16 protein-coding genes are annotated in these 13,650 nt (G+C 48.4%); 13 read left to right on the top strand and 3 right to left on the bottom strand.

Annotation, left to right across the window (positions count from 1 at the left end):
- Positions 1-207, bottom strand: a 207-nt coding sequence (locus tag Q8M98_00560; protein ID MDP3113240.1) for a hypothetical protein, incomplete at its 3' end; no start/stop codon positions are given.
- A 5-nt stretch (positions 208-212) separates the two neighbouring features.
- Positions 213-626, bottom strand: a complete 414-nt coding sequence (locus Q8M98_00565; protein MDP3113241.1) for a hypothetical protein — start codon at positions 624-626, stop codon at positions 213-215.
- Positions 627-998: 372 nt separating this feature from the next.
- On the opposite strand from Q8M98_00565, the gene Q8M98_00570 reads away from it, so the two are divergent.
- The 4 genes from Q8M98_00570 (at position 999) to Q8M98_00585 (ending at position 6,049) form a co-directional block, all read left to right on the top strand.
- Complete coding sequence (locus tag Q8M98_00570) at positions 999-1,187, top strand: hypothetical protein (GenBank protein MDP3113242.1); 189 nt, start codon at positions 999-1,001, stop codon at positions 1,185-1,187.
- A 69-nt stretch (positions 1,188-1,256) separates the two neighbouring features.
- Entirely contained in the window at positions 1,257-2,768 is a 1,512-nt protein-coding gene (locus Q8M98_00575) for a S1 RNA-binding domain-containing protein (GenBank protein ID MDP3113243.1), read from the top strand.
- 3 nt (positions 2,769-2,771) lie between these two features.
- On the top strand, positions 2,772-4,271 hold the full coding sequence (lysS, locus tag Q8M98_00580; GenBank protein ID MDP3113244.1) for a lysine--tRNA ligase: 1,500 nt from the start codon (positions 2,772-2,774) through the stop codon (positions 4,269-4,271).
- 104 nt (positions 4,272-4,375) lie between these two features.
- Positions 4,376-6,049, top strand: coding sequence for a Na/Pi cotransporter family protein (locus tag Q8M98_00585; protein MDP3113245.1), 1,674 nt, complete (start codon positions 4,376-4,378; stop codon positions 6,047-6,049).
- A 304-nt stretch (positions 6,050-6,353) separates the two neighbouring features.
- Here Q8M98_00585 and Q8M98_00590 read toward each other — a convergent pair whose 3' ends face one another.
- Complete coding sequence (locus Q8M98_00590; GenBank protein MDP3113246.1) at positions 6,354-7,082, bottom strand: XRE family transcriptional regulator; 729 nt, start codon at positions 7,080-7,082, stop codon at positions 6,354-6,356.
- A gap of 551 nt (positions 7,083-7,633) precedes the next feature.
- Here Q8M98_00590 and Q8M98_00595 point away from each other — a divergent pair.
- The 9 genes from Q8M98_00595 to Q8M98_00635 form a co-directional block, all read left to right on the top strand.
- Complete coding sequence (locus Q8M98_00595) at positions 7,634-7,966, top strand: hypothetical protein (protein MDP3113247.1); 333 nt, start codon at positions 7,634-7,636, stop codon at positions 7,964-7,966.
- Complete coding sequence (locus tag Q8M98_00600) at positions 7,950-10,046, top strand: Mu transposase C-terminal domain-containing protein (protein MDP3113248.1); 2,097 nt, start codon at positions 7,950-7,952, stop codon at positions 10,044-10,046. Before Q8M98_00595 ends, Q8M98_00600 begins: the two co-directional genes overlap by 17 nt.
- Before the next feature lie 10 nt (positions 10,047-10,056).
- Positions 10,057-10,773 carry an AAA family ATPase gene (locus Q8M98_00605; GenBank protein MDP3113249.1) on the top strand — a complete coding sequence of 239 codons (717 nt, stop codon included), beginning with the start codon at positions 10,057-10,059 and terminating at the stop codon, positions 10,771-10,773.
- The gene (locus tag Q8M98_00610; protein MDP3113250.1) at positions 10,770-11,459 is read left to right on the top strand and encodes a hypothetical protein; all 690 of its coding nucleotides are present in this window, start codon (positions 10,770-10,772) and stop codon (positions 11,457-11,459) included. Before Q8M98_00605 ends, Q8M98_00610 begins: the two co-directional genes overlap by 4 nt.
- 21 nt (positions 11,460-11,480) lie before the next feature.
- Positions 11,481-11,927: a hypothetical protein gene (locus Q8M98_00615; protein ID MDP3113251.1), complete on the top strand. Its 447-nt coding sequence runs from the start codon at positions 11,481-11,483 to the stop codon at positions 11,925-11,927.
- Entirely contained in the window at positions 11,920-12,534 is a 615-nt protein-coding gene (locus tag Q8M98_00620; protein ID MDP3113252.1) for a DUF3164 family protein, read from the top strand. The genes Q8M98_00615 and Q8M98_00620 overlap by 8 nt, the downstream gene beginning before the upstream one ends.
- Before the next feature lie 66 nt (positions 12,535-12,600).
- Positions 12,601-12,831 (top strand): helix-turn-helix domain-containing protein, encoded by a 231-nt coding sequence (locus tag Q8M98_00625; GenBank protein MDP3113253.1) that lies wholly within the window; start codon positions 12,601-12,603, stop codon positions 12,829-12,831.
- The gene (locus Q8M98_00630; protein ID MDP3113254.1) at positions 12,824-13,273 is read left to right on the top strand and encodes a hypothetical protein; all 450 of its coding nucleotides are present in this window, start codon (positions 12,824-12,826) and stop codon (positions 13,271-13,273) included. The genes Q8M98_00625 and Q8M98_00630 overlap by 8 nt, the downstream gene beginning before the upstream one ends.
- A 137-nt stretch (positions 13,274-13,410) precedes the next feature.
- A partial coding sequence (locus Q8M98_00635) for a hypothetical protein (protein ID MDP3113255.1) occupies positions 13,411-13,650 on the top strand: 240 nt, incomplete at its 3' end.

Genomic DNA, 13,650 nt, shown 5'->3' on the forward strand with positions numbered 1-13,650 from the left:
GTTGATCCAGATAGTCGGGAAGCACTCAAAGATCAGTCGCTTGGGTTCTCTGCTGTAGTTGGATACTGTCTGTAGTTTATCAGCAGAAACCGACAGACTGATGATAGCTCGGCTTGCAGCAGTATCTGTCAGGCTGTGCTTTATCTGTCCGTAATCGGTGGCATTGGTCTTACCTTGTATGAAGTCCACTTTGAAGAAGTTCGGCATAGTCCCTATACCTCAGACCTGATCTGTTTGCCAGTATCGGCAATCTCACTGACTCTGACCGGATCATTAGACAGCGGATCGACATTGATTTCGATGATGGACTTACTGTCCTTGATATTCTGTTTCATCTCAACAACCTGATCACGCAAATCGCTCATAATATCCAAGAGCGCAGTGATACTGCCATTGCCAGATATACTGCCACCTGAGCCGTAATATGAGCCGATGTTGGCAGGCAGTGGGACACTCGACATCGACAATCCTGCAAAGGCAAGTTTCACCTGATTAAGCGGTGCGAAGTTCAGGAAGTCGAATATACCTCGACCCAGTGCTCTTACTCGGTCTTTGGCTGTGATGTACTCATCACCTTCAGCTTCGATGATGATCCCACCGGTACTATGTGAGTTACCGACCAACATACCACCTTTGGCTGCTTTGGGTGGTTCGGTATTACTGATGGCAGCGACATTAGCCAGTCCTGCTCCGATGGCTGCGGCGGCAGCAGTACAGCCAGTCCGGGACCGACTACCGGGATACCTGCCATTGCCTTGTAGGCGGCAGTAGCAGAGGAATAGGTATCCATCATTGCTTGAGCTATGGAAAGCGTCTTTCAGACTGCAAAGCCCTTCTTACCGAAGATCTCACTGGTCTTGGCAAGGTTACCGAGTATGGAACTTACTCCTTCACCCATGATTTTCGCATCTTCCCCCTTTGCATTACGGAATCAATACGGACTCATTACGGACTAAGTCCGTATTGACTCCGTAATGCTAAGGAGAATGTAGCGCAGCATGCCGATGCTGCGAGGAGGTGATACCTGTTTCTATTCACATATTTATCTTCGCAGGATCGGCATCCTGCGCTACTTGAAGGTGCCGATCCTGCGTTCGGATTTTGGACATTGTCTGGAGGTGATGCGGGATTCATGGGTCGATCACTTGTCCGGGCACGGCAAAAAACACTCAAAATCAGAGGTTTAGAATAAAATCCTTTACAAAAAGGGGCTCATGGAAATCTTGGTCTTTCCGAAAAGTCTTTAGGAGATACTTATGTCAGACAAGGTGCGTGAAACCGGCAGCAAAGCTGCAATGAAAGAAATGAAAGAAGAATATCTTCGCATGCTCGAAGAATCCTTTCAAAATACGGCGGAATTTAAAAAAGGCGACGTCGTCGAAGCCCCGATCGTGACTATTAGCGATAACTTTATCATCGTTAGTCTCGGCGGGAAATTCGATGCCTATGCCGAAATCGGCGAATATACCGATGACAAAGGCGTCCTGCATTTAAAAGTAGGAGACGCCCTGAAAGGTTTTATCGTCGATCAGAACGAGCAAGGCTACGTCGTCGGCAAGAGTTTGACCAAGCAATATGTGGACAAGCAATCGCTTTGGGATGCCTTTGATAAGAAGATCCCGGTCCACGGCAAGGTCTATTCGCTGACCAAAGGCGGATTCCAAGTGGACGTCCTTGGTGCCCGAGCTTTTTGTCCCATATCCCAGATATCCATGCGCTCGGTGGAAAATGCCGGCGATTTTATCGGCAAATCAATGGATTTCATGGTGATCGAATGCTCTGAAAACTGTCGCCGCATCGTGGTTTCTCACCGCAATCTGGAAGAAGCCGCTCAGAATGAAAAAAGACAAGCCGCCATGCAACGCATTCACATCGGTGATATCGTTCCCGGAACGGTGATGCGCATGACGGGATTTGGCGCTTTTGTCGATCTCGATGGTACCGAAGGTCTGATGCACGTATCTGAAATCGCTTGGACGCACGTCATCAAACCGCAGGACCTGCTCAAGGTCGGTCAGCAGATCGAAGTCAAGATCCTGGATATCAAAGGCGACAAGATCGCTCTTTCGATGAAAGCCTTGCAGGACAATCCTTTCACCCTCGCCTTGAATGACCTCAAAGAAGGTGATACGATCAATTGCCGCGTCCTGCGCCTGCACAATTTTGGTGCTTTCGCGGAACTCAAACCCGGAGTCGAAGGTCTGATCCCAGTCTCCGAAATGAGCCGTAGCCGCAATATCGCCCACCCCCGCGAAGTCCTCAAGGAGGGCGATTTTGTCCAGGTTCAGATTCTCAGAATTGATCCGGACACCCAAAAGATTTCCCTTTCACTCAAAGCTCTTCAGGAAGATCCTTGGAGTACAATAGACTCGATCATAGAGATCGGTAAACCATTTGAAGGCATCGTGGAAAGCTCCACCAATTTCGGGGTGTTCGTTTCGATTGCCGATGGTGTCACCGGTTTGCTTCCCCGCTCCAGAGTCCGCAAGACGGATAACAACAAAGGCGGAGACGCCATTATTCTGATGGTCACCGCTATCGACCGCGAAAATCACCGCATCACATTGGATTATACTGATCGCGGACCGGAAGAAGTGATCGAGACCCGTCAGCCACGTGAAGACAATACTCGCCGCGAATCTCGCGATTTTGGCGATCGTGGTGGAGCACGCCGCAGCGGTGGAAGACAAAGAGGCGATGACGAATGGCGTAAATATGCCAATCAACAATCCGCCCCTTCTTCAGACAATCCCTTCAAAGATTTATAGACCATGCAAGCCAAGCCGAACCAATTTATCCAGCTTCGCGCTCAGAAGCTTGATCGGCTGATCGCGCTTGGGATTGATCCCTATCCGGTGAAGTCCTCGCGCAGCCATCTCATTTCCGAAACGCTTGCCGACAAGGACACCTGGATCAAATCCGAGACTGTCGTCACCTTAGCCGGAAGGCTTGTGGCGATGCGGCGTCAGGGAAAACTTGGCTTTGGCAATCTCGAGGACATTGGCGGAAGAATCCAGATCTACGTGCAGCGCGATCTTGTCGGCGAAGAAAACTATGAGCTATTCAAGCTTTGCGATGCCGGGGACTTCGTGCAGGTGCGCGGAACATTGTTTTACACCCAAGCTGGTGAGTATTCCATCAAAGCCGAAGAGATCACACTTTTGGCAAAGAACATCCGTCCCTTGCCCACGGTGAAGGAAAAGATCGTCGATGGCAAAAATGTCCGCTATGATGATTTTGCCGATATCGAGCTGCGCTATCGCAAACGCTACCTCGATCTGCTGCTCAATCCATCCCACCGCAGGGTTTTTGAACAGCGCTCCCGGATCATCTCCGCGATCCGCAATTTCATGGACGCGCGCGGCTACCTCGAAGTGGAGACACCCACCCTCCAACCCCTTTATGGCGGTGCAAACGCGAGACCTTTCGTCACTCATCACAATACTTTGGCTGTGGATCTGTATCTTCGCATCGCCACCGAGCTATATCTGAAACGCCTCATCGTTGGCGGTTTCGAACGCGTCTATGAGATCGGCAAGAACTTTCGCAACGAGGGCATGGACAGAACCCACAATCCGGAATTTACCTTGATGGAATTCTATGAGGCATATTCCGATCTCGAGGGGATGATGGACATCGCCGAAGCGCTGTTTAAGCATCTGGCAATAGACGTCATCGGCAAGGACGATTTTCTTTATCGCGGACACCTGGTGAAACTCACCGGTGCGTGGACGCGCGCCTCGATGACAGATCTCGTGCATCAATATGCAGGCATCGACCTTGGGGATCTGGATTTTGACAAAGCGCTCGCCTTTTGCAAAGAACGCAAACTTGAGATCCCTCCCGGAGCCGGAATCGGAAAACTGATCGCGCTTATCTTTGAACACTATGTGGAGGATAAACTCGTCCAACCGACTTTCGTGACCGGTTTTCCCAAGGAGATATCTCCTTTGGCAAAGGCACAACCCGGCAATCCAATATTCGCTGAACGCTTTGAATTGATCATCGCCGGAAATGAGTTTTCCAACGCTTTCAGCGAGCTCAACGATCCTTTTGACCAACGCCGCCGTCTCGAAGCCCAGGCAAGCCTTCGCGCCCTCGGAGACGAAGAGGCAAACGTCGTGGACGAGGATTTCCTCGAAGCGCTCGAATATGGCATGCCTCCGATGGGCGGACAGGGAATCGGTATCGACCGACTCGTGATGCTGCTTACCGAAAACGACTCTATCAAGGAAGTGATCCTCTTTCCCCAAATGAAACAGGAAAGTTGAGATCGGTCTGCCAAGCTGCTGCATGGCAACACGATTTCCCTTGACCAAATTGACAGGCTCTTAAAGCGTGGACAAAATCCATACATGAGGATGCAAAATAACCGATGAACTATTTGGAAATTATCAATTTCTTCGGTGGTCTCGCACTGTTCATCTTCGGAATGAACAAGATGACGGATAGCCTCCAGTCCGTAGCCGGGAGCGAGATGCGGCGCATCATGAAAAAGCTCACCAGCACACCCTTTAGAGGTGTCATGGTAGGGCTTGGAGTGACCGCATTGATCCAAAGCAGCTCCGCCACGACGGTGATGCTGATCGGCTTGGTCAATGCCGGGATCATGACTCTCAACCAAGCCGTGGGTGTGATCATGGGCGCCAATATCGGCACTACTATCACGGCTCAACTTATCGCCTTCAAACTTGGCGACTATGCCTTTGTCTTCGTGATCGCCGGCGTCATCTTGCTTTTGACCAGGCGCAGCCGCAGAATGGAGCGGTGGAGCTCGATCATTCTCGGTTTCGGATTGCTCTTCGTCGGCTTGAATGTGATGTCCCAAGCCGTGGGACCGCTCAAGCAATCCGAGCTCGCGCGCGAGATCATGGTCTCCCTTTCTCATAACCCCCTTCTGGGGATCATGGTGGGAACAATCTTCACGATGCTGATCCAGAGTTCATCCGCTTCCATCGGTATCGTCATCGTGCTGGCAAACAACGGTCTGATTCCTTTCGAGGGCGCGCTCTACATCGTTTTTGGCGATAATATCGGCACCACGATCACAGCCTGGCTGGCAGGATTGGGATCGAATAACACTGCCCGCCAGGTGGCATTGGTGCACACACTTTTCAATCTCTTCGGGACAATCGTCTTCGCCTTGTTGACATATTTTGGGATATACACCGTGTTTATAAACCGTATCACTCCCGGGGACGTCTTCAACGGAGTCAATATCGCTCGCCATATCGCCAATGCCCACACTTTCTTCAACATTCTTAATACTCTGATCTTCCTTCCCTTCGCCGGAACTCTGGCATATCTCGCCAAGAGCATCATCCCCAAAGACGCTGTGGATAGCATCTCTCTGGGCGAACCGAAACACTTGAACTATCATCTCATCGGCGATTCCTTGCTCGCCATCGATCAATCGCTGAAGGAAATGCGTGAAATGCTTCGCCTCGTGCGTCTCTCGCTCACTGTTTCCTATGATGCCTTCAAGGACAAAAACTATAAAAAACAGATCCAGGTTTCCCGCATCGAATCCGCCATCGACCATCTGCAAAGGGAGATCACCCGCTATCTGGTGGCAGTGAATGAACGCACGAACGCGGATGTCATCATCCAAAAAATCCCCGCCCTGCTGCACACAGTGAACGACATCGAAAAGATCGGAGATTTCACGGAAGAGATCAACCGCATCCTCAATCATCAGATTCCCGCGCAAAAGACCCCCCTTTGCCAAGATTTTACGCTGATGATCGCCGATCTCCACGCCAAGATTATGTTTATGCTTGATCTCTCCATCGATTATCTGGAAGAGCTTGATCCCAAATATACTTACAAGATCATCGAAATGGAAGGACGGATCAACGAACAACACCACAACCTGCGCGAAACCATCCTCCAACGCATCCAAAACGGTGAATGCGACGCCGTCGGCGGACTCAATACTATCGACTATATTGACGAAGTGGAGATCATCGCGGACAAGATGAAAAACATCGTCAAAGCCGGCACACACAATTTCGTCTATCTGGAAAGCGCTGTGGTAAATGATGATTAGAGATGGGTGTGCATGTAGGGCAGCATGCTGATGCTGCGGAGGTGGAATAGCTGAGAGATCCTTGCTAACATTGTAGCATAGTCTACACAATTCACTATAAACCGTCACCCCAAACTTCAAGCTTTCATCACTTGGGAAAGTGGGGATAAGTGCTTATATGGTGGAGAGATATGAGGGACTATGTTTGGACTTGGACATTGGCAGTTTTGGACGTTTTTGGACGAGTTTTTATCACTTAAAGCTTCAAATTGAGCCGATTCTGGACTGGTTTTGGACTTTGAGGGTTGTCTCCGAAATTTCCGAGTTAAAAAAACCGCAACTGAAGTGACAAAAGTCCGATCAGAAAAATATCCAGACCCTGATCCTCGTCTATAATCTGCACCTGAAAGTCTATATTAAATGGTTGCAAAATAATACGCCTAGTCTGTTCATCGAGGATAACTTTCTTGAGTGTCGCTCCTTCATCAGTTCGCACTGCACAGACTCTGTTATGCGCTTCCGTCCAGTTAGTCTCCTGTTTGATGACAACTAAGTCCTCATGCATGATATTGGGCTCCATACTGTGCCCATTTACTCTAAATGCCAAATACTTATCGGGATTGCCAGTCAGGATTCTTCTGGGTATCTCAATCTGATCGCCTAAATGCCGGAGGTCTAAGATGGGGTCTGGTCTTCCGGCGGCAATTTCGCCAAGAATCTGAAGGGTTACAGTTCTTGTATAATCCACTGTCGGAGAGTCATATAGTCCAGTGTTGGAATTGACCACTCCGATCTTGGAAGCCACTTGATCTTTTATCCAACCGTCGAATTCCTGCTGAATATTCATAGTGCCTTCACCGGTAAGCAACCAATTTGTGTTGATTCTCGACTTGGACAAAGCAATCAAAAAAGCAGGGTCCGGGAGACGATCTCCGGACTTGTAACGGGATAATGAGGCAGACGAAATATTAAATTTTTCAGCAAAATTCGAGTGCTTTAACCTCATCATTTTCATTACTTTTGCGAGTCTCTCGCCAATCTCACTTCTACGCATATTTACTCCAATAAGACGAAATAGTCTTGACATAATCCATACGGCTATCAATATAGCTACGGAACATGTAAATATAGCTACATAGATGTGTCAATGTATTTTTTTTGGAGACCCATTTCCTGATGGCGTAAACGCCAGCGGAATGGGATAGTGTGAGAAAGCTGCTGGAAAACGCAGAAAGGACTTCCCAAGATGTTGCTCGTATGGAAGTTAGCACCCCTATAAACTATACAAGAGAGGTGAAAATGAATGCACAGACGAGACCGAATGGCAAGTGTGAGAGCTGCCAGTCGAAAAATGTCCAAGTCCAACCTTATGGTTCCCCACTTGGACAAAACAGCTACAAGCTGTCTCTGCGTATAGCTTCCGGGCATAATGTTCATTCAATTTGCGAATATTTGTCCAAGTGCTACGCAAAATGTCCAAGTCCAAGTCCGATTTGGTGTCCAAGTGGGAAATCTTGTCCAAGTCCAAATGTATGTCCAAGTGGCGAGATTTGTCCAAGTCCAAATGCTGACTCACTCCCATATTTAAATTTGGAAGGTTATGTAATGGAAAAGAACGTACAATTAGTCTGGCTGCCAGTGGCAAGGATGGCGGCATTGCAGGATAAGTCGGTCAAGACGATCCGCAGGTTGATAGACGAAGGCTTGCTGATCTCAGTTAAGAGAACCGTTTCAAGCGGAGTCAATCATACGACCAAGTGTTTTATACTGGTGGGACAGGATATGGTTGATCAGGATACGGCATTATGCCATAAACTGGGACAGTCTCCCAAGTATCTTGGTAAGGAACAGATCACTATCCATGACCGGGAGCATACCTGCCTGTTTGTTATCTCCTATAATAAGGAAAGGAAGGTGGAGCATGGAAAAGTCAGATAGCGTGTATGACATGATAGACATGGACAACCTTGAACAGAATTATCAGAATGCAGCTGCTTTGATCAAGGCGGGAGCCAAGATCGAGATACCCGGAGTCAAGCTGAAATTGATTACTCCTATCCATACGGATAAAAAAGTGAAGTTCAAGGATGCTTCGAAGCCTATACCGGTTAAGGTAAAGACTACTGAGGTAGCTAAACCGGAGCCGGAGGATGAGGAGATTGAGTCGTTTGCCATCCCCTATGAAGTTGATTCTGTTAGCGATGATACGAGATCAGTCATTAACCTCGAACCGGAATCGAAAGAGCTGCTCAGTTTTATGCCGGAAGCTCAATACCTATCGCAGTTCTGTGAACTGGTACTGGATCGACTGGATCAATACGAAGCCAAGTTAGAAGCCTGGAACAGCATCGCCGAAGACTACAATAACGGCAGACTGGTGCCGGAGCTGTTCAAGCTGAGAGGCAAACGCACCGAACGCTCACTGAGAAAGTGGGTTGATCAGTATAAAGATACCAGCCGAGATATGTTCGCTCTTCTGCATAAGGGGAAACACCAGTTACGGAAACGTAAAGTAACCTATCTGGAACAACACTTCCTCCTGAAGCTACTGCTCACTCCTCAGAAAGTAAAGATATACTCTGCGGTAAACACTTTGAAAGATTATGCGAGACTGGGTGCGCTGGAATCGCCCACTTCGATCCCGACCTTGGTACGCTGGGCTAATGAATGGGAAACGAATAACAAGGCAATCTGGACCCAAGCCAGACTCGGCAGCAAAGCGGTGCAGGAGACCATAGTCAAGACGATCCACCGTGATAACAGCTTACTTAGTGTCGGCGATGTCTGGGTGGCTGACGGTCATACTCTCGCCTTTGATATTATCAATCCTAAGACCGGCAAAGCTCAACGTATGACCATGATTATGGTATTGGATTGGGCAAGCCGTTATCCGGTGGGAGCAGCCCTTGCATTTACAGAGGACAGTCAGCATATCCAGATTGCCTTTAGAAACGCCTTCCTCAACTATGGCGGAGTGCCGAAGTTCGTCTATCTCGATAACGGCAAAGCCTTCCGCAGTAAACTATTCAATGAGAAGTGGCAGGAGCACGATCTGACCAGTGACCTGGCAGGTATCTTCCCCAGACTGGGGATACAGGTAGCCTTCGCTGAGAGCTATAATGCCAAAGCAAAGATTATCGAGCGGTTCTTCAAGACCTTTCAGGAACGCTTTGAACGGTTCATCTCATCCTTCAGAGGTGCATCCATAGCCGATAAGCCTGCCACGCTGATGCGGAACGAGAAATGGGCAAAAAAGATGTATGAATCTGTACCACCCACTATTGAGGAAGCGATGCAAATGATCGGATTCTTTATCCGCAAGATGTATGGAGAGCATCCCCATAGCGGACTCGAAGGCAAAACACCTTGGCAGGTTTATAGCTCAAGCCCGGTGCTGACTGAGCAGAAGATCGAAGCTTCCCGGCTCAACTTCCTGATGATGTCGGCAGAGCGCAAGACCCTGCGTAATAACGGCATCAAACTCAACAAGCTGATGTACTGGGATACGGCTCTGATGGAGCATATCGGTAAGGAAGTGGTAATCAGATACGACCTTGCCGATCTGCGCTGGATAGTAGTTTATGACATGCAAGACAACTACATCTGCCAGGCGGAAGTCAGGAGATCGCAAGACCCGTTTGTATATCTCGATAAAGACAATCCCATCTCGCATGCAGAACTTAATAAAGAGCAGAAAGCCAATAAACGCTATCAGAGAAACATCGCCAACCAAACCAAGTTTATCGTCCGCAGGACGCAGGAAGTGGTGGATGAAATGATAAAACCGCTGCCGATTGCCAGTATAGAAACCAATCCAACTTTTATCCAACCGCCAACACTTGAAGCGCCTAAACCGAGTCCGGAGCAACTGATGGAAGAACTGGATAAGCAAGTGCAAAAGACGCTGCCAAATCTGTTGGATAAACCCAAGCTCATAGTGCCAATCGATGATGATGAAGAGATCAAACCCAAAGAGAAGAGCTATGAAGAGATGCTCAAGTTCATAGGAATCATGTAGGAGGAATACAATGAAACAGAATCAACTTGTAAAAATATCCAATGTAGTCGAAGCCGACCAGTGCATCAACTACCTGATGAACAGACCCAAAATGGAGATGGTCGGACTGGGACTGATTTATGGTCGTCCCGGACTCGGCAAGACCACTTATGCTCAGCGCATGGCATTCCAGAGAGGATACATCTACCTGAGACTGGAAGCCACTTCGACCCCCAAGTCCTTTGCCGTCAATCTGCTGACAGCGCTTTATCAGAGATTTGAATTGGGTAGTTACATTCCCTCGGGAACTACCAATAACATCTTCAGCCTCTGTATGCAGATATTAGATGAGCATGAAGAGATGGTAATCGTGATCGATGAGATCGATTATGCCTTCCAGCAAGATAAACTGCTCGGAGCGATCCGGGATATCGTGGATGAAACGATGACGGTGGTGATCCTGGTTGGTATGCAGAATGCCAAGGATCGGCTCTCCCAGATCAATGAATACTACTTCGATAGATGCAATTCCTTCTATGAGTTCAAGCAAGTCGACAGGAAGGACATCAAGCTGCTGGCAAAGGAAGTTCTGGAAGTTGAAGTGACCGAAGCGATAGTCGATAGAATACATACCGCTGCCAAGGGCAACTTAAGAAAAGCCATGAAAATGATGCACTCCATTGAAACCGGTGGCATTAGGATGGAAGAGTCTCCCACCAAGATAATCGATCTTACGGTTGCAAAATGACATCCAGAGACCTGGTGCTCAACTTTGTAAAGCAGTTCAGGAAGCCCTTCACGGCTCAGACCTTAGCGAGCATGACCGCTCTTGATACATCAGTGGTCGAACCGGTGCTGATTGAACTGCTGGAAGCCGGTACCATCAAACTTAAATCACACCAGGAAGGCATTTATGTCTTGGCTAACCGCTATAATCCCAAGGTCTGCTACAATCAGAAGGGCGACTGGAAGTTCGATCCTGCGGCAGCCAATGCTCTCCTCGATCTGATTGAGAAAGGCAAATACACATCCGTGAGAACCATTTCCAAAGACTTTGGACTCAGTAGGCAGTGGGTGTTCGTCTATCTGGAAGCGATGGCATCCATGGGTTTAATCGGACTCAAAGGCGACATCTACGTGGTCATCACCAGAGAGAATATCAGGGACATCGGAAAAAAGGTGATACCCGGCGCATTAGGAACACTACGACCCAAGCTAAGTGAGGAAGTGAAGCTTAGAAGAGCTGAAGAGAAGGAAGCAAGGCATCGTATCTGGCTTCAACAGCAAGCCGAGCGAATTGAGAAACGTAAACACGCAGAAGCTGAAAAAGCCGAAAGTGAAGCACATATTCAAGCATGGAATGAGTACAGGAAATCTAAGTTGTATGCATTCCAAGACTTCAACACCTATCTAAAAAACCGAAACAGAACTTAATAATCGTAAGTGGGGTATTCTATGACACAGGAACTACGGGAAAAACAACTACGGCAACAAATACACGCCATCCGGGTCAAGAAATTCCACTGGCCACTTGATGGCTTCAAATACGTCATGAATGGTCTCGGCTTCGGAGAATCGCTATCGGCATTGCCGGAAGATCGTCTCCTGGAGCTGAAGTCACTCATGATCAATTACCGCAAGCACGGTCGCCCCAATGAATTTACCTTTGATAAACAGGGCAAATACATGTTTGCGCTCATGAAAGAAGCCGGATGGACCGATTCCGATCTGCGGGCATTCATGATTAAGCACTATCGCAAGAGCCACTGGAACCTGCTCGATATGAAAGAACGCAGAGCGGTTATCGCCATGTTCCAGTCCTATATCAAGAAGCAATCAACTCAAACTACTAATACTCAAACCAATAAAGAAATTGATCCTAAGGAGGATTCACATGAGTAGTAAGTCTACCAAAGCCGCTAAGGAACGCACCCTGACCGATGCCCAGGGACGGGAGATACCCGTTAAGGTGTTAAATCAGGATATCGTGGAAAGAGAAACTGTGGTGATCAGGGCTATGGATAATGCTCTCAAACTGCACGACCGGATTACCAATGACAAGCTGAAGATCGTCAGCATCATCGAAAACTACCTGAGTGATGCAGCCAGGCGTAACGGTCTGGAATGGAAGGGCAATGCCCTGCTGATTAGCTTCAATGAGAAATACCGCATCGAAGTACGTTACCGGGAGAAGATTCAGTTTGGCATCGAACTGCAGCTTGCCAAGCAGAAGATAGACGAGTGCATCAAAGCCTGGTCAGTCGACTCCAGTGACAATCTCAAAGCCATCATCAATGAAGCCTTCCAGGTGGATAAACGTGGTCAGTTAGCCCGTTACCGTATCTTTGCCCTGCGCCGTTACAAGATCAAAGACCCGACCTGGAAGGAAGCAATGGAACTGATCGACAAAGCTATCATGGTAACATCCACAAAGCAGTACATCTCTTTTGCGGTCCGGGATGATGCGGGGAACTACCACAAGGTCGTGCTTAACTTCAGTGCCCTATAATTCTGTCGCATCCTTATGCAGCAGATTTTGACGGATGACAGGGGGCTACAGATGATGACCGCAGTAATGACACAAGAAAACGAGGTAAACGTGGATAGTTTCAATGACCGCTACTATAGACCGGACGAGATAGCCGACATGCTGAATGTCGACCGCTCCACTGTATATCGTATGATCAGGGACATTGCCGATCCTCTCCCCGCTTACCGCATCAATGACAAGGGACCCCTCAGGGTTCATGGCAAAGACATCAACAAGTATCTGGAAAGTCACAAGGTAAGACCTGAGTATGAGTAATGCCATAGAGTTCCGCATCAAGCGGGACAACTGCAAAGATGCTTATCTGAATGGTAAGACCGATCCGCTTGAGCTGGCGGTGATCTTCGGTGTGTCCGACATCACCGTCCGCAAGTGGATCAAGTCCGGCAAGTGGGATGAGCTGTTCAAGGAAGAGCGCAAGCTTGACCATGAGATCAGCTTAGCCCGCAAGAAGGCACTCATCCAGGCACTGCGTGAATATGCCAAGAACCCTGCAGATACCGCACTTCAGAGTCTTGTCTCTCTCATCAAGCAGAATCAGAAAGATAGTGAGCCTGCTAAGGAACTGAACGACTATATCGTGCGCTTCCTGGATCAGGTGACCGACTTCATGATCGAGAAAGGGCATGAGACTATGCTGAAACAGTTTCAGGGCATAGTTCTTGACCTTGCAGAATACTTGAGAGTTAGAAATGGATAATATTACAGTCACGGACATGGTTGCCTCCAAACCAGCCTACAGACCCGACCTACCTACCCTCCAAACCCTCCAACCCGACCAAGCGGAGCCGTCGCCTCCGGCTCCGCACTTTCATGGTTACCCTCCAAGTCCCGGTTATGTCTAAGAAGTTCATTCAGCGACATAACAAGGCATTGGCGGAGATCGCTTCAAAAACGATCTCCGTCTTGCCTTTTATAGACGATAATCCTGAAGCTAAGACCGACAGGATCAGGCGAACCACCGGAGAAGGATGGGATGCGTTCTCGTTCTTCTGTCATACCTATTTCCCGCATATCTTCCCACTACCTTTTTGCCCAGCACATGAGACTATGTTCGATGAGACTGATAAGGGCTCA

The sequence above is a fragment of the Candidatus Cloacimonadaceae bacterium genome (assembly GCA_030693415.1).
Classification (GTDB): domain Bacteria; phylum Cloacimonadota; class Cloacimonadia; order Cloacimonadales; family Cloacimonadaceae; genus JAUYAR01.